This is a genomic window from Nocardia pseudobrasiliensis NBRC 108224 (assembly GCF_001613105.1).
GTDB lineage: Bacteria > Actinomycetota > Actinomycetes > Mycobacteriales > Mycobacteriaceae > Nocardia > Nocardia pseudobrasiliensis.
The window spans coordinates 1-15,672 of the sequence record NZ_BDBS01000008.1; the positions used below are offsets into that span (position 1 = coordinate 1).

Below are 15,672 nucleotides of genomic sequence, written 5' to 3' on the forward strand. Positions count from 1 at the left end.
CGCGAGCGGCTACCTGCCGCCCGCCCCGGTGACCGAGGCGGTCGACCGGGCCGTGGCCGAACTGGTCGCGGCGTGTGGCGGCCGCGCGGACGAGGTCACGGCCGCGCGGATCAGCATTCTGATCCAGGCCTGCGGGGCCACCGCCGGACTGCTCGAGCGCGCGCACGCGGCCGATCCGGGTCCCGTCGAGGATGTCCTGGACGCGGTGCTGCGCCACGATCCCCCGGTCCGGCGCACCCGTAGACTCCTCGACGGCATTGTCACCGAACTCGATATCGCCGCCGCCGCACTGCCTTTCGGGGCCGGACCACACGAATGTCCCGGGCGGGCGCATGCACTGGCGCTGGCCGCCGGAATCCTGGAAGGCATCCGATGACCCACTTCGACCTGTTCCGCCGCCTGCACCACGGCGAACGTCCCCTCGTCCTGCCCAACGCCTGGGACTTCAGCTCCGCCGCCGCCCTGGCCGCCGCGGGCTTCCCGGCCGTGGCCACCACGAGCCTGGGCGTCTCGGCCGCGGCCGGACTGCCCGACGCCAGCGGCCTGGCCCGCGACGAAACCCTGGCCCTGGCTCGCCGACTGGTCCGCCTGCCCGTCCCGATCAGCGTCGATATCGAATCCGGTTTCAGCGCCGACCCCGACGAGGTGGTCGGCTTGACGATCACCCTGGCGGCCATGGGCGTGGCCGGAATCAACCTGGAGGACGGCCGATCCGACCACACCCTGGCCGATCCGACCGCCCAGGCCGAACTCATCGCCGCGATCAAATCCCACGCACCCGACCTGTTCGTCAACGCCCGCACCGACACCCACTGGCTCGGCGTCGACCGCGACAGCACCCTCGACCGCGCCCGCCGCTACGAAAAGGCCGGAGCCGACGGCATATTCGTCCCCGGCCTCCGCCACCGCGACGAAATCACCGAACTCACCACCGCGATCGGCGTCCCACTCAACATCCTCGCCCTCCCCGACGCCCCCACCACCGATGACCTGACCACCCTGGGCGTCCGCCGCATCAGCACCGGCGGCCTGCTGTTCCGCGCGGCCCTGGCCACCACCGTCGACACCGCCCGCGCCGTCCGCGACAGCAGGCCGATTCCCACCGGCCTGCCCAGTTATGCGGAGGTCCAGTCGCTGATCTCCGGGTAGCGTGGTCGACAACGACCCGGGGAGGGCTCTCATGTCTTCGAACGCACCGGTCCGGCTCTCGATCACCGGCCGCCTCACCAATTTCGGCAGCACGCACCTGGGCGCCGTCGCCCGGCTACAGGGCCGCCTGCACAGTCGTCTGTACGCCCGCTTCGGCCACACCCGCTTCCGAACCTTCTTGGGCCGCCCGCTCTTTCGGCTCACGATCGTCGGCCGCAAATCCGGACAGCCCCGCTCGGTCATGCTCCTGCGCCTGCACGACGGCGACGATCTGATCGTGGTCGGCTCCTTCAGCGGCAATCCGCGCACCCCCAACTGGTGGCTCAACCTCGTCGCCGCGGGCACGGCCACCGCCGAGGCCGACGGCCGCGCCTGGCCGGTGACCGTCCGCGTGGTCACCGACCCGACCGAATACGACCGCCGCTGGCAGGCCCTGACCGAGTTCTATCCGGACCTGGCCACCTATCGAGAACTGAGCACCCGCAGGTTCCCGATCGCGGTGCTGTCCCCGGCCGACGCCTGAATCCTCAACTCACGAGCGCGAACAGCACCGCCGCCACGGTGAAACTCACCACCGACAGGATCGTTTCCAGGACCGACCAGGTCTGCAGGGTTTGTTTCACCGTCAGGTTGAAGAATTTCGAGATGATCCAGAAGCCGCCGTCGTTGACGTGGCTGAGGATGATCGAACCCGAGGCGATGGCCATGGCGATCAGGGACAGCGACAGTTGGGAGTAGTCGTGGCCCGCGAGCAGGGGGGCGACGATGCCGCCGGTGGTGACGATGGCGACCGTGGCCGAACCCTGGGCGACGCGCAGGCCGCAGCTGATCAGATAGGCCAGGACGATGACGGGCAGGCCCGCCTCGGACATGGTGTGCGCCAGGGCGTTTCCGATACCGGTGGCAGAGATGACCTTGCCGAAGAACGCGCCCGCGCCGACCACCAGCAGCAGCATGCCCACCGGGCGCAGCGATTCGGCGGTGAGGGTGCTCAGCTCCTGCACCGTCGAGCCGCGGCGCAGACCCAGTACATAGAACGCGACCAGGACCGCGATCAGCAGCGCCACCGCGGGCGTGCCGAGGAAGGTCAGCACCTGCAGCGGCCGGGATCCCTTGCCCAGCAATTGGGTTCCGAAGGTCGCGCCGAGGATCAGCACCAGGGGAATGGCGATGATGACGCCGATCAGCGCGGCCGAGGGCGGTGACTTCTCCAGCGTCGCAACCGGTTCCGCGGGCGTCCCGGGGCCGTCGCCGCGCTGTGCGGGTTCGGGGCGCATCAGGAATTCCGCGGGCACCTCCACATGGATCCGCTTACCGATGAAACCGCCCCACACGATGCCCGCGACCACGAATCCCGGCAGACCACAGACCAATCCGATCAGAATCAGCCACCCCAGGCTCACCCCCAGCAGCCCGCCCAGCGATACCGGACCCGGATGCGGCGGCAGGAAGGCGTGCGTCATCGACAATCCGGCGACCATCGGCATGGCGTAGAGCACCAGCGAGCGCCCGCCGCGCTTGGCGGCCACATAGATCAGTGGCGCGAGCACGAAGATGCCGATATCGAAGAACACCGGAATGCCGAAGATCAATCCGACCAGACCCATGGCCACCGGAGCGCCCTTGGGCCCGAACAGTTTCAGCAGTCGCTCGGTGAGCACATCGGCCCCGCCGGATCGCTCCAGAATGGCCCCGAGCACGGTACCCAATCCGATGATCACGGCGATATGCCCGAGTATTCCGCCGAATCCGGTCTCCAGCAGGGAATCCCCGGATTTCAGCGCGGTACCGACGATCTTCTCGACCGGTAGTCCGGCCGCCAGCGCCAGTGCCAGCCCGGTCAATAGCAGCGCCACGAAGGGCTCGAGCTTGAACCGGATGATGGCCACCAGCAGAACAGCAACGGCCAGGCCGCACAACACCAGCAGTCCCGGTGTCTCGTGCCGCAGCCAGTCGACGGCGGACCCCATTGTCAACCTCACTTCAATTCATTGATCGAACGAAAGACGCCGCGCGCGAGGCGATTTCGGACCATCGGCCCGCGGCGACGTCGGTGGGCGCCACGACGTCGGTCCCGGCGGTGACCGCCGCGGCGCCGTTGGCGAGAAATTCCGCGGCGTTCCCGGCGTTGACTCCGCCGGAGGGGATGAGCACCGCGTCGGGGAAGGGCCCGCGCAAATCCTTCAGATAGCCCGGACCCAGGGCGCGGGCGGGAAAGATCTTCACCGCGGCCGCGCCGAGATCGAGTGCGGTCAGCACCTCACTCGGAGTGAAAGCGCCCATGACAACGGGAATGTCGTGGCGGGCGGCCTCGCGCGCGACCTCGGCCCGGATGCCGGGGGTGACCAGGAATCGCGCGCCGTGCTCGATCGCCGCGGCGGCCTGCTCACCGGTGAGCACCGTCCCGGCCCCGACCACCGCATGCTCGGCCGCACCGGCCGCGCGCAGCGCGTCGAGCACGTCGGGTGTGGTGAATGTCAGTTCCACACAGCGGATTCCAGCCCCGGCGAGCGCGTCGGCCAGTGCCCGCGGATCCGGGATGCGCGGTGCGCGCACCACGGTCAGTACGCGGTCGGCGCGAATCACGTCCAGGGCGGTGGTCACCGGGTTTCCTTCCGTTGCGGGTCCATGCGCAGGGCGCGCCCGGCCAATCGGCCGGTGGGTTCGCCGTCCTCGATCGCGAATTCGCCGTTGACCAGGACGTGCACGATGCCCAGCGCCTGCTGTTTGGGATCGTCGAAGGTCGCGGTGTCGAGCACACGATCGGGATCGAAGACGACCAGATCGGCGGCATAGCCGGGCAGTACCAGCCCGCGCCCGCGCAGCCGCAGACGCTGCGCGGGCCGGCCGGTGAGGTGATGCACGCACTCCTCGAGTCCGAGCACACCGAGTTCGCGCGCGTAATGGCCGAGATAGCGCGGGAAGGTACCCCACGCCCGCGGATGCGGCTGCTCGCCGACCAGAAGCGCGTCGCTGCCACCCATATGTCGGGAGTGCCGCATGATCGCGCGCACATTGTCCTCGTGGCCGACATGCTGCAGGATCGTGGTCGCCAATTCGTCGCGGGCCAGCAGATCGAAGAACAACTCGACCGCGGGCAGCCCCTCGTCGGCGGCGATATCGGCGACGCTGTGGCCGACATAGCGGTCGAGTTCGCGATGGGCGACACCGCTGATCTGAATGGTGTCCCAGTCCACCGTCACACCGTGACAGCCGTCGGAGCCACGCACGGTGACATCCAGCGCGATTCGCGCCCGGTCGCCCGGATCGGTGAGCCGGGCCAGCGCGGCATCGGGCCCACCCGACATGGCCCAGCTCGGCAGCAGCGCCGACAGGGTGGTCGCGCCGGGCAGATACGGATAGGTGTCCAGGCTGATATCGCATCCGTCGGCGAGCGCGTCGTCGATCAGGTCGAGGAATTCCGGTGCGCGCCCGCGGTTCACGCCGAAGTTCATGGTGGCGTGGGTAAGATGCAGGGCGCAGCCGGTGCGCCGCGCCAGCTCGATCATCTCCGCGTAGGCCTCGAGCGCGCCCGCGCCGTAGGAGCGGGTATGCGGTGCGTAGAAGCCGCCCGCCTCCGCGACCACCTCGCACAGCGCGGCCAATTCCGCTGTATCGGCGTACATTCCGGGCGGATAGGTCAGCCCGCTCGACATTCCCACCGCGCCCTCGGCCAGCCCCTGCGCCAACAGCTCACGCATGCGGTCGATTTCGGCGGGCGTGGCCGGGCGCTGCTCGGATCCGACGACCAGCAGGCGCAGCGTGCCCTGCGGCACGAGATAGGCGGCATTGGGCGTGATACCCCGATCCAACCGGTCCAGATACTCCCCGACGGTGCGCCAGGAGAAGTCCAGATCGGTGGGATTGCCGTTCCACCCGGCGATCTGGCGACGCAGCACCGCCAGAGTCGCGTCGTCGACGGGCGCGTAGGACAGCCCGTCCTGCCCGATCACCTCGGTGGTCACACCCTGACTGATCTTCGGGAAATGCCCGGGGTGGGTGAGCAGATGCAGATCCGAATGCGCGTGCATATCGATGAAACCCGGTGCCAGCACCAGATTCTCACCCTCGATGACCCGCTCGGCCCCGGTGATCGCGCCCGGCGCGGCGATCCGGACGATGTGGCCGTCGGCCACCACGACATCGCCGCGGTAGCGGGGGTCTCCGGTGCCGTCGACGATCTCGACGTTCCGGAACAGCAAGTAACTCATGATATTTCCGTCGGATCAGAAGACAGTGTGGACGAAGTCGACGATCCGGGGCCGCGCGGCGTCGGCGTCGTCGATCACGGGGATGAGCCGCCACTTGTCCATGGCCGTGCACGGATGCGACAGGCCCAGGCGCACGGTATCGCCCACCGCTACCGAACCGGAATTCAACCGCAGGAAGCTGTGCTGATCGGCCAGCGCGGAGATATGCGCTCCCTCGGGGACCGAGCCGCCCGAAACCCGTTGCGGTACCGGCAGTCCCTCGTCGAACGGCGCGTCCCGCTTACCCGCGTCGAGTAGCGCCAGCCCCGGTTCGGGATGCGACAGCACCCGCGCCCAGGCGTGCATGGCCGAGCGCAGCCGGGTCGCCAGCGGTGAGATACCGGCGTAGAAGCCGTCGTCGTGCACGATATAGGCGCCCGAACGCAGGACGACGGTGGTCGGGACACCGCGCGTCCCCTGTTCGTCGGCGAGTTCGGCCAGATGCTCGACCACCAGGTCCGGGAAGGCGCTGCCGCCCGCGGAGACGATGGCCCGACCCTCGTAGCGGTCGGCCAGCGCGCGGTGCAGCCGCACCATCTGGCTGAGGTAATCGTGCACCGCGCCAAGGGATTCGGCGGCCCGATCGTGTGCGAACACACCCTCGTAGCCGCCGACGCCGGCCAGCCGCAGCCGATCGGATCGCTCCACCGCCTCGGCCACCGCCAGCGCCGCGTCGACGCCGCGCGCACCCGTACGCCCGTGCGGCCCACCGAGTTCCACCAGCACCGCCAGTCGCACGCCGTCGGGCGCATCGGTCAGGCCGCGTTCCATCGCCGCGACGGTCTCCACGCTGTCGACCCAGCTGAACAGTTCGAAATCAGGATCCAGCGCCGCTTCGCGCGCGGCCCAGCGCAATCCGACCGGATCGATGAACGCATTGGCCAGCACGATCCGATTGACGCCGTAGGAGCGCGCCACCTGCGCCTGCCAGCCGGTGGCCACGGTGATCGCCCACGCGCCCGCCGCCAGCTGCTCGGCCCACAGCTGCGGCGCCATGGTGGTCTTGCCGTGCGGGGCCAGTCGCACGCCCGCGGTGTCGGCCCAGTCGGCCAGGACGGCCGTATTCGCCGTCAGCGCGCCGCGGTCCAGTGTGAGGACCGGGGTCTGCAGCTGATCCAGGTACGGTGCCGTGGCGAGGAATTCGTTCACCGTCATCCCCCAGGCCGTGGGCGGCAGCGCCTTGTACTCCGGCCCGATCACCCGGTCGCCGAGGGCCGTCACCGCGGCCGTATCGATCCGGCCCGCTCGCTCGACGCTTTCGCCACTACCGATGGTCACGGCGCTCCTCTCCGACACTGCCGCTATGCATTTCGGCTATTGCATATTTCGCAACGCTTATTGCATAACGTGTTTGCTGTGGTTATTCTGCACAGGACGACCGCTACCCGCAAGCATTCCAAGGAGATTCGTGTGACCCGCCCTACGCCGACCCGTCCGCGCGCGGTAACCGTCGGCGAGGGATTGGCGGTATTGGTCGCGCGGCCGGGCCCGCTCGAGGACTCTGCGGCCTTCGAGCGCACCGCGGGCGGCGCGGAGGCGAATGTGGCGACCGTACTGACCCAGCTCGGCGTCGACACCAGCTGGATCTCGCGGGTCGGCGACGACGGATTCGGCCGCTACCTGGTGCGTCATCTCGACGAACGCGGCGTGGACACGCGCGCGGTGTACATAGATCCGGCCCGCCCGACGGGACTGTATGTCAAGGAGCGCGGCGGCGGATCCGCGGCGGCCACCGATCTGGCCGCCGGGGCCAGCCGGATGCTGTACTACCGCGCCGGATCCGCCGCCAGCGCGCTGTCGCCCGCCGATCTCACCGCGGCCGCCGGGTTGCTCGATCGCTGCGGACTGATCCACTTCACCGGCATCACCACCGCCCTGTCGCCCTCGGCCACCGAACTCACCGAGGCCCTGCTGGCGCTGCCGCGGCGCGGACGACTGATCGGCTTCGATCTGAATTATCGACCGGCCCTGTGGATTCGGCGCACCGAATCCGCCGCCGACATCCTGGCCGGGCATCTGCGCCGCGCCGATGTGGCCTTCGTCGGCGCCGACGAGGCCGAGGAGGTCTTCGGCACCGGGGATCCGGCCCGGCTGCGGCAGATGTTCCCCGAGCCGCGCCACCTGGTGGTCAAGAACAGCGGCCATTCGGTGACCGGTTTCCGCGACGACGCGTGGGTCGAAGTGCCCGCGCTGCGACTCGAGGTCACCGAGGCCATCGGCGCGGGCGACGCGTTCGCGGGCGGCTACCTGGCCGCCCTGCTGCACGACCGCCCGCACGAACAACTGCTCCGCTTCGGCCACCTGTGCGCGGCCGCCGCCCTGACCGGCACCGGCGACGTCGCCGAACTGCCCCCGCTGGACCGCCTCGAATCGCATGCTGCGGCAACGGCTTCGGCCTGGGCACGGATACACTACGGCGCGGTCGCCGCGCGGGATGTGGCGTCGTGAAGGGAATGTCTGGATCATGAGGGAGCGCAGCGAGCGAATCGTTGAGCACAGCGTGCCCTGGCGCATGCCGGAGCCGAGCGCCAGCGAGGTGGAGGGATGAGTCAGAGTCTGCAGCGAGCGTTGATCATCCTGACCGAACTCGGTGAGGATGCCCGGACCCTGGATCAGCTGGCGTCCCGGCTCGGGGTGCACAAGTCCACGGTGCTACGGCTGTTACAGACCATGGAGGCGCAGCGATTCGTCACCCACGGCAGCGATCACCGCTACACCTTGGGCGCGCGACTGTTCGAACTGGCCAACCGCTCCCTCGAGCGCCGCGATGTGCGCACGGTCGCCCGCCCGCATCTCGAGGCACTCAATGCCTCGACCGGCCAGACCGTACACCTGGCCACCTACGAATCCGGCGAGGCCATCTACATCGACAAGCTCGACGCCACCCAGAGCGTGCGCATGTACTCGCGCGTCGGGCGCCCCGCGCCGCTGCACTGCACGGCCGTGGGCAAGGTGCTGGTCTCGGCCCAGCCGCGCGGCCAGTGGCGCACCATCGCCGAGAAGATCGACTACCACCCGTTCACCGAGCGCACCATCCGCGGCCCGGAACGGTATGTGGCGGAGCTGGAAACCGTTGTGTCCCAGGGCTTCGCCGAGGATCACGAGGAGCACGAGAGCTTCGTCAACTGCATCGGGGTGCCGATTCGCAACGGCACCGGCGCGGTGATCGCGGCCCTGTCGGTGTCGGTGCCGGACATGCTCCTCGACCACGAGCAGGTCCTGGGCCTGCTGCCGCGCCTGCGCGCGACCGCCGACACCATCTCCACCGCGCTCGGCTGGAGCCCGAGCCCCGAACACCGAAAGGCCCTCCATGACTGAGAAGATCGCCGTCCGCACCGACGCGGCCCCCGCGCCCGCCCACACCTTCTCCCAGGGCGTGCGCAAGGGACCGTTCGTCCAGGTGTCCGGCCAGGGCCCGGTCGACCCCGTCACCAACGAGTACCTTCACCCCGGTGACGTGGCAGCCCAGACCACCCGCACCCTCGAGAACGTCAAGGCGATCGTCGAGGCGTCGGGCGCGAGCTTCGAGGACGTGGTGATGCTGCGGGTGTACCTCACCAAGCGCGAGGATTTTCCGATCATGAACGAGGCCTACGGCAAATTCGTCGAGGCCCACACCGCGGGCGGCGTCCTGCCCAGTCGCACAACGGTTTTCACCGGCCTGCCGCGCGAGGAGATGGCGGTCGAGATCGACGCGTTCGCGATCGCGGACTGAGCTACTTCGCCTCGGCCAGGATGCCCAGCACCTGCTCGGAGGTGTAGAACGGCTCGAGTCGCTCGCGAATCAGCTTGGCCAGCACACCGTTTCGCTTGGCGGCCTCGATCACCGCGGGGCCGTAGCGCAGGATCTCCTCGGCGATGTCGTCGGGGGTCACATTCAGCTCGGGCAGCAGTCCGGCCAGGGTGTGATCGCCGTACTTGGTGAAGAACACCTCGACGGCCTCGTCGAGCAGCAGGCCGACGTATTCCTTGTTGCGAGTGGTCTTGACGATCTGATGCACCAGCAGCACCAGCTCGCGCAGATCGGCCTTGCTCAGATAGTCGTGCAGTCCGCTGACCGGCTCGCCGGAGTGCAGATCCCAGAACTCCATGGCCGCGCCGTGCACCGGCGCCTCGCGCAGGGTTTCGCGAATGGCGTTGGTAACCCGCTTGAGCGCGTACAGCGTGCCCTTGGCGGCCAGATCGCCCACGCGGCTGCCCTCGGCGGCCTTGCGCGCCGACTTCACCGCCGACTGTCCCAGCGACATCAGCGAATTCACGCCCGGCACCTTGCCCGCGAGCTTCTTGTTCGCCTCGAGGATGTCGTCGATCAACATATCGGTGAACTTCGCCGCGACCGGACCGGCGGTGGGCGCTTCGCTCAAACGATCCAGCAGCCGCTCCTGGGTGGCGTGCATGGCGAGGATCTTCTCCAGCAGCGCCTCGACGGGTTCGCGGTCGACCACATCGCCGAGGGTGTAGTCCTTGTTGTCGGCGATGTGCTCATAGAGCGAATCGGACAGGACCCCGACCAGATCGTCCAGCAGCGGGCTGGCGCCGCCGCGGTCGACCAGTTTGCGGACGGTCTGCTTGGCCTGATCGATCGCCACGACGTCGCGGAAGACGATGGTGTCGGCCACGCCGATCACCGACTCCACATCGCGGGCCACCACCTCGGCGAAACGCTCGCCGGACACCTCCGAGAGGAGGAAGTCCACCTGGGCATCGAGCAGTCGCTCGGCCATCTCCCGCGGCTCGGTCATCGAGTTCCCTCAGTTTCTGCTCCGGACCGCCCCTAGCCGGAATCGTTGCGCCGCATCGAATTCCGAATCTCGTCCAGGCGGTCGCGCGCGGCCTTCTCCCGCGCCTGCCACTGTTCCTCGGCACTACGGCCCGCCGGTGTCTGCCGATCGAGTTCGCCCATCCCCAGTGCGGTGCCGAAGCGCTGCTCGACCTTATCGCGAACTGACTCGAAAGTAGGGACTCCGCCGGAGGTATATCCGGTGGCCTCGCCGAGACCCGTCGGCGGTACGGGTATCCCCGAAACCGGCGTTACCTGCCCGAATGCCGCGGGCGTCGCGGCGGGCGCGGGCATCGCGGGCCCACTGGTGGCGGAACTCACATCGGGGTCCAGCGTGACATGACCGGCACGCGCGGACAGCTCGACGGCCACCAGATGCAACTGCTCGAGCCCCGGACGGCCGGTGGTGGCCGTCACGACCACCGACAGCAGATCCTCGTCGTTCAGGGCCGCCAGCAGCGCCGCCATATCGCTGACATCAGACATGTATCCAGGCTACGCATCGGGCAGGACGGTGTGTGCCCACTGCGCGACCGCCGCCGCCCAGCCCGGCGCGAGCACCAGATCGTTGTGGCGGCCACCCGGATAGATCTTCAACTCCTTGGGTCCGGGTGCGGCCGCGTACAGTTCGTGACCCATTCGCACCGGCAGCAGCTCATCGTCGTCGCCGTGCATGATCAGCGTCGGCGCGTGCAGGGTGCGAATGCGGCGGAGACTGGGAAACGCGTTGGGTATGAAGGGTTTCGGCAGCAGGGGGTAGACCGCGCGGGCCGCCTCGCGCAGGCCGGTGAAGGTGGACATCAGGATCATCGCGGCGGGCGGATATTCGGTGGCCAGTTCGAGCAGGATCGCGCCGCCGAGCGACTTACCCAGATAGACAACGCGATTCGGATCGACACCGGGCCGCGCCAGCAGCAGTTCGCGGGCCGCGCGGGCGTCGAGGTACATCCCGCGCTCGCCGGGGCGGCCGCCGCTGCGACCGAAACCGCGATAGTCGAAGACCAGCACATCGAATCCGGCCGCCGCGAGCATCGCGAGGATCGGGGTGCGATCGCCGATATTGCCCGCATTGCCGTGCGCGTAGAGGATGTGCGCGAACGGCTTGTCCGCGCGCACGAACCAGGCGTTGATCCGGGTGCCGTCGGCCGCGGTGCCGTACAGATCCTCGTAGTCCACACCGACGTCGCCCGGCGTCAGGGTGATGCGTCGCTCGGGAAAGAACGTCAGCGCGTTGAGGATCGGTTCGGCCGGGTGTCGCATGTCTACGTTCCTACACCGTCAATGGCAGCATCGGCTGTCCGGCGGCGGCGAATCCGGCGGGCGGCTCGGGCATCAGCTGCAATGTGCGCTCCTCGCGCCAGGCGTAGGCGACCAGGGTGTCGAACTGGGCGACGAAATGATCGCGCCAGGGCCGCGAGGAGAACTGCATGGCCGTATTGACCTGCAGCCACCCGCTGGTGCTGAAATTGACCGAGCCCTCCCAGCACTGCGGACCGGACGCGGCGTCGGTGACGAAACCCTTGGTGTGGCAGATGTATTTCGATCCGCTGGTGCTGGTCCCGATCGTCACCTCGATTCCCGCGTCCACGAGCCGCTGCACCAGCGGCCGCTCGGTGGCCCCGGCCGACTGGGTGTGATCGAGGTACAGATGCAGCCGCACGCCCTTGCCGTGCGCGGCGAGGAGTTCGTCGATCGCGCCGGGCAGGGTGAATCCGTAGGCGATGATCCAGGTCTCACCGGGTCCGGCGATCAGATCCAGAAAGCGCTGCCGGGCCTCGTCGTGGTCGACCGGCATGAGGTAGCAGGTGAACGAGCCATCGATGACGAAACTCATGGCTGCACGCTACAGCGAATTCTCGGCGATCAGACGTAGCCGAGGCTGATGGTCGGGCTGCGCGCAGGATCGAGCCAGCGCGGTCGACTCCTGCCCGGTTTGTCCGCATCCGCTCAGCAACAACGCGATTCCCGCGATGACGACGATCATCGGCCGCAGCCGTCGCCGGACGCGTCCCAGCGCGACAATGAGCATCACGGCAGCGTAGTTCAGCTATCGCGCGGCGCCCGGCAGATTCGTCGATACCGCGCGTCGCACGTCCCGCTCGAGCAGGTAGTGATTGACGTCGATCGCGGCCCGCGAACCCGCGGCGGCCGCGCCGATCACCTGGGCCGGGGAGTCGGCGACATTGCCCGCGGCCCAGACGCCGTCGACGCTGGTGCGCCCCGCCGCGTCGACGGCGACCCAGCCGTTGTCGCCGGTTCGGCAGCCCAGGGCGGTGAGCAGGTCGTCACGGGGGATGAAGCGAGGGCCGACGAAGATCGTGGTCCGCGCGACGATCTCGCCACCGCCGAGTTCGAGGCCGCGCACGCGGCCGTCGTCGACGACCAGACGCGTCACCTCGCCGTCGGCGATGCGGGTGCCACGAGCGACGATCCGGTCGCGTTCCTCGCCGGACAGCTCGATTCGATTGGGGAAGAAGATCACATCGGCGGACCACTGCCGGATCAATGTCGCCTGATGGAGGGTGAAGGGGCGATTGTCACCGCCGAGCACGCCCACGGCGGTGTCGCGGACCTCGTAGCCGTGGCAGTACGGACAGTGCAGTACGCCTTCACCCCACTGTTCGCGCAGGCCCGGCACGGGTGGGAGTTCATCGCGCAGGCCGGTCGCGACCAGCACTGCTCGCGTGTCGAATTCGGAGCCGTCATCGCAGCTCACCCGGAAGCCGTCGTCGTGGCGATCGATGGAACTCGCTCGCGCGGTGTGGATTTCGCCCCCGTAGGAGTTCAGTTCGACGCGTCCGGCGGCCAGCAGTGCGGCGGGGTCCATGGCATCGCGCGACAGGAAGCCGTGCAGATGGTCGGCCGGTGCATTGCGCGGTTCACCCGCGTCGACGACCAGCACCCGTCTGCGGGCGCGCGCCAAAACCGTTGCGGCACTGAGTCCGGCCGCTCCGCCGCCGATCACGACGGCCTCGTATTCCCGCATGACTGGTCCCCACTCTCCTCGGTCTCGAGCGTCGTACGCTAGCATTTTGTCAACCAGTTGACAAAAGGAATTTCGATGACGACGCTGCGAGACCTCACCTGCGAGCGCTGGGCGGCCCACAACCCGGATCTCGACACCTCCCCCATGCGGGTCGTCGCCCAGATCAAACGCCTGTCGGCGCTGCTCGATCTGGCCGTCGAATCCCTCTACGCCACAGCCGATCTCACCAGCGCCGAGGTGGGTCTGCTGGTGCCGCTGCGCTTCGCGGACGAATCCCTCACCGCCATCCGACTGGCCGAACATCTCGACATGACTCGCGCCGGAGTCGGCAAGACCCTCGCCAAACTCGAACGCCGCGGCCTGATTTCGCGCGAACGCAATCCCGGGGACCGCCGCTCGGCGCTGCTGCGGCTGACCCCGGAGGGCATTCGACTGATCGACGAGGTGTTCCCGCGCGAGTTGGAGGCCCACGGACGACTGTTCACCGGCCTCGGCGACGGGCGCGCCCGGGTCCTCGATGCCCTCGAACTGCTGGCCCGCACAATGGAGTCCGGGCTGGAAGCCGTTTCCACACGGTAGAGTTCGAGCGAGCGGAGAGAGGACATCCGATGTATCAGCCCGGCTATCCGACCTACGGCCCGGCCAGACCGCCCAGCGGACTCACCGGCGTGACGGCCGGATTGGCGGCACTGGGCAGCGGCGGCGCACTGGCTTATCGGATCTATCCCACCTGGCGGTATATGCGGGGGATGTGGTTCTCCTCCTTCGAGGACAAGTTCTGCTTCGCGCTCACGACCACGGCCGCGATCCTTCTGGTCACCGGTGCGATCCTGCTGCTGCGCCGCGCGTACGCCGGGCGCGTGATGGTGATCGTGGGGGCGATCGCGGTGGTTCCGGGACAGTTGCTCACCATGATTCATTTCCGGCACGGCAGTTCGCTGTCGTATCTGCTGTCGATCGCGGGAACCTACCGCTACGGCTTGGAACTCCTCGTCCCCCTCGCGGCCGCCTTCCTCGCCATGCTGCCCGCGACCGGCCGCTGGATCGAGGCCGCCCGCGCACCGCGGTTCGCCGCGCGGGTGTGAGGCTCACGGCTGCGACAGATCCGTCTCGCGCAGGAATTTCGGTACCACCATCCGCCAGGCGTCGATGACGATTTCGCGCAGCCGAGGCTCATCGAGTGCGACCGCATGGCATTCGACCCAGTTGTAGCGCAGATCCGACGCGCCGGGCAGCCGGAAGACATCGGGTTCGGCGGCGACCAGATTCGCGCGTTCCTCCTTGGGAAAGGCGAAGCCCATGACGGTCTCATCGCGTGAGAAGGCCAGATACACGATCCGCCCGACGCGGAATTTGATCCGATCGGCGACCACGACCTCATAGGAGCGCGGCAGGCCGCGAGCCACCGCGCGCACATCGTCCACGGTGATCATCGAAACCCTTTCCCGCGGTCGCCCCGGACCGGCGAGTCCAGAGTATCGGCGAATACCCGACCGATGACCTAGGCGGCCTTCGGCTCCGGACCACCGCGCAGATCCTCGTGCAGTGTTCGGTGGATCGCGCAGCGGTGCACCGGGCCCGGGGTGATGTAGGCCGGATCCAGCCGCTGCACGAAGGTGAGGTTGTCACGCCGCCAGCAATCGATGCACATGGGCTCGTTCATGGCGTCCTCCTCGTTTCTCCGTGATCGAAGATGCTGTGCGAGTTAGATTCCCGAGTTACTACCCGATTAGAACGCGTCGTAACCCATCCGCCCACCATGCCGCCGCCGAATTGTTATGCCGGGCCCGGCAGTCAGGCGCCTCCGGCGTTGCCGTGTTCCATGCGGTCCATCGAATCGGCGGCGCCGCGTTGGCCGTCGGCGTATTCGCGGAAGGTCGACGACATCTTGTCGATGCCCGCGAGGAGGTTGTCGCGGGCGGCGATGTAGCCCTTGTCGCCCTTGGCGAATTTGCTGCCGAAGCTGTCGTCGCCCCAGGGGGTTCCGCCGCCCGCCACCGCGCCGCGCAGGGTGGTCAGGGCGTGCTGGATGCTGTCGTGGATGCGGTCGCAGTCGCCCGCGGCCTTGCGCAGCTTATTGGTGTCGACCTCGACGATCTCGGCCATGCCTCGTTCTCTCTATCCGTTGGGTCGGGTTGGCTCACAGGGTGAAAGGCACATCGACGGAGGGCTTGTTCGGATCCTCCGGGTCCTCGGGCGGCTGCTGCTGTTCGACCTCGGTGGCCGGGTCCTCGTAGATCCACGCGGAGGATCCCGGCGCGTCCGGCGCGTCGAACGGCCGCGGCAGCGGTTCCCAGTGCGGCAGCTGCTTGGGCCGGGTCTTGGCCTTCATATCCTTACCCGGGCCGAGGAACGGATCCTGCGCCCGCGGGGCCCGATCCGGCGGCAAGCCCGGCTCATTGGACCCATCGGAGCGCGTGGATCCGCCCACCGAAGGGGCCGGTGACCCGACCGGAGTCGTGCGATTCGGCGGACCGCCCACCGACGGGGCCGGGGACCCACCGGTC

General features: G+C 68.4%; 21 protein-coding genes and 1 pseudogene. 8 read left to right on the top strand and 14 right to left on the bottom strand.

Annotated elements, in window-relative coordinates; genetic code table 11:
- From NP4_RS41580 to NP4_RS09455, 3 genes are all read left to right on the top strand, one after another.
- Positions 1–376: hypothetical protein (locus NP4_RS41580; protein ID WP_218023981.1), on the top strand; the 376-nt coding region annotated here is incomplete at its 5' end.
- Entirely contained in the window at positions 373–1,149 is a 777-nt protein-coding gene (locus NP4_RS09450; RefSeq protein WP_067995101.1) for an isocitrate lyase/PEP mutase family protein, read from the top strand. The genes NP4_RS41580 and NP4_RS09450, both read left to right, overlap by 4 nt.
- A 31-nt stretch (positions 1,150–1,180) precedes the next feature.
- On the top strand, positions 1,181–1,672 hold the full coding sequence (locus tag NP4_RS09455) for a nitroreductase/quinone reductase family protein (RefSeq protein ID WP_067995104.1): 492 nt from the start codon (positions 1,181–1,183) through the stop codon (positions 1,670–1,672).
- A gap of 4 nt (positions 1,673–1,676) precedes the next feature.
- Here the strand turns inward: NP4_RS09455 and NP4_RS09460 are convergent, their stop codons facing one another.
- From NP4_RS09460 to NP4_RS09475, 4 genes are read right to left on the bottom strand one after another with little or no spacing between them, the layout of a single operon-like run.
- Positions 1,677–3,119, bottom strand: a complete 1,443-nt coding sequence (locus tag NP4_RS09460; protein ID WP_067995106.1) for a GntP family permease — start codon at positions 3,117–3,119, stop codon at positions 1,677–1,679.
- A 13-nt stretch (positions 3,120–3,132) separates the two neighbouring features.
- Positions 3,133–3,753 carry a bifunctional 4-hydroxy-2-oxoglutarate aldolase/2-dehydro-3-deoxy-phosphogluconate aldolase gene (locus tag NP4_RS09465; protein ID WP_067995108.1) on the bottom strand — a complete coding sequence of 207 codons (621 nt, stop codon included), beginning with the start codon at positions 3,751–3,753 and terminating at the stop codon, positions 3,133–3,135.
- Complete coding sequence (locus NP4_RS09470; protein WP_067995111.1) at positions 3,750–5,360, bottom strand: N-acyl-D-amino-acid deacylase family protein; 1,611 nt, start codon at positions 5,358–5,360, stop codon at positions 3,750–3,752. The genes NP4_RS09465 and NP4_RS09470 overlap by 4 nt, the downstream gene beginning before the upstream one ends.
- Positions 5,361–5,375: 15 nt before the next feature.
- Positions 5,376–6,677: a type III PLP-dependent enzyme domain-containing protein gene (locus NP4_RS09475; protein ID WP_245997921.1), complete on the bottom strand. Its 1,302-nt coding sequence runs from the start codon at positions 6,675–6,677 to the stop codon at positions 5,376–5,378.
- A gap of 132 nt (positions 6,678–6,809) precedes the next feature.
- Here NP4_RS09475 and NP4_RS09480 point away from each other — a divergent pair, with 132 nt between their 5' ends.
- The 3 genes from NP4_RS09480 to NP4_RS09490 all read left to right on the top strand — a co-directional run bounded on the left by NP4_RS09480 (position 6,810) and on the right by NP4_RS09490 (position 9,114).
- Complete coding sequence (locus tag NP4_RS09480) at positions 6,810–7,847, top strand: sugar kinase (RefSeq protein WP_174556111.1); 1,038 nt, start codon at positions 6,810–6,812, stop codon at positions 7,845–7,847.
- Between the two features lie 96 nt (positions 7,848–7,943).
- Positions 7,944–8,717 (top strand): IclR family transcriptional regulator, encoded by a 774-nt coding sequence (locus NP4_RS09485; RefSeq protein WP_062511177.1) that lies wholly within the window; start codon positions 7,944–7,946, stop codon positions 8,715–8,717.
- A complete protein-coding gene (locus NP4_RS09490) occupies positions 8,710–9,114 on the top strand; it encodes a RidA family protein (protein ID WP_067995114.1) in 405 nt (134 codons plus the stop codon). Before NP4_RS09485 ends, NP4_RS09490 begins: the two co-directional genes overlap by 8 nt.
- A gap of 1 nt (position 9,115) precedes the next feature.
- On the opposite strand, the gene NP4_RS09495 is transcribed toward NP4_RS09490, so the two are convergent.
- Genes NP4_RS09495 through NP4_RS09520 form a run of 6 tightly spaced genes read right to left on the bottom strand, consistent with a single transcriptional unit; the run spans position 9,116 to position 13,165 of the window.
- Positions 9,116–10,141 carry a hypothetical protein gene (locus tag NP4_RS09495; protein ID WP_067995116.1) on the bottom strand — a complete coding sequence of 342 codons (1,026 nt, stop codon included), beginning with the start codon at positions 10,139–10,141 and terminating at the stop codon, positions 9,116–9,118.
- Positions 10,142–10,173: 32 nt separating this feature from the next.
- A complete protein-coding gene (locus tag NP4_RS41985) occupies positions 10,174–10,665 on the bottom strand; it encodes a hypothetical protein (RefSeq protein ID WP_174556112.1) in 492 nt (163 codons plus the stop codon).
- Between the two features lie 9 nt (positions 10,666–10,674).
- Positions 10,675–11,439, bottom strand: a complete 765-nt coding sequence (locus NP4_RS09505; RefSeq protein ID WP_067995119.1) for an alpha/beta hydrolase — start codon at positions 11,437–11,439, stop codon at positions 10,675–10,677.
- A gap of 10 nt (positions 11,440–11,449) precedes the next feature.
- Positions 11,450–12,013 carry a phospholipase D-like domain-containing protein gene (locus NP4_RS09510; protein WP_067995122.1) on the bottom strand — a complete coding sequence of 188 codons (564 nt, stop codon included), beginning with the start codon at positions 12,011–12,013 and terminating at the stop codon, positions 11,450–11,452.
- A gap of 9 nt (positions 12,014–12,022) precedes the next feature.
- A complete protein-coding gene (locus NP4_RS09515) occupies positions 12,023–12,208 on the bottom strand; it encodes a lipoprotein (protein WP_067995125.1) in 186 nt (61 codons plus the stop codon).
- Positions 12,209–12,226: 18 nt separating this feature from the next.
- The gene (locus tag NP4_RS09520; protein ID WP_067995128.1) at positions 12,227–13,165 is read right to left on the bottom strand and encodes an NAD(P)/FAD-dependent oxidoreductase; all 939 of its coding nucleotides are present in this window, start codon (positions 13,163–13,165) and stop codon (positions 12,227–12,229) included.
- A 75-nt stretch (positions 13,166–13,240) separates the two neighbouring features.
- Between NP4_RS09520 and NP4_RS09525 the strand changes: the two genes are divergently transcribed.
- Positions 13,241–13,744: a MarR family winged helix-turn-helix transcriptional regulator gene (locus NP4_RS09525; RefSeq protein WP_067995131.1), complete on the top strand. Its 504-nt coding sequence runs from the start codon at positions 13,241–13,243 to the stop codon at positions 13,742–13,744.
- Between the two features lie 29 nt (positions 13,745–13,773).
- A complete protein-coding gene (locus tag NP4_RS09530) occupies positions 13,774–14,250 on the top strand; it encodes a hypothetical protein (RefSeq protein WP_067995133.1) in 477 nt (158 codons plus the stop codon).
- 3 nt (positions 14,251–14,253) lie between these two features.
- Here the strand turns inward: NP4_RS09530 and NP4_RS09535 are convergent, their stop codons facing one another.
- From NP4_RS09535 to NP4_RS09545, 4 genes and pseudogenes are all read right to left on the bottom strand, one after another.
- Positions 14,254–14,598, bottom strand: coding sequence for an MmcQ/YjbR family DNA-binding protein (locus NP4_RS09535; protein ID WP_067995136.1), 345 nt, complete (start codon positions 14,596–14,598; stop codon positions 14,254–14,256).
- Positions 14,599–14,666: 68 nt separating this feature from the next.
- Positions 14,667–14,828, bottom strand: a complete 162-nt coding sequence (locus NP4_RS40805) for a hypothetical protein (protein ID WP_156524898.1) — start codon at positions 14,826–14,828, stop codon at positions 14,667–14,669.
- A 131-nt stretch (positions 14,829–14,959) separates the two neighbouring features.
- The gene (locus tag NP4_RS09540) at positions 14,960–15,271 is read right to left on the bottom strand and encodes a WXG100 family type VII secretion target (RefSeq protein ID WP_067995139.1); all 312 of its coding nucleotides are present in this window, start codon (positions 15,269–15,271) and stop codon (positions 14,960–14,962) included.
- A gap of 34 nt (positions 15,272–15,305) precedes the next feature.
- Positions 15,306–15,672 (bottom strand): annotated as a pseudogene (locus NP4_RS09545) (hypothetical protein); the annotation flags it as partial.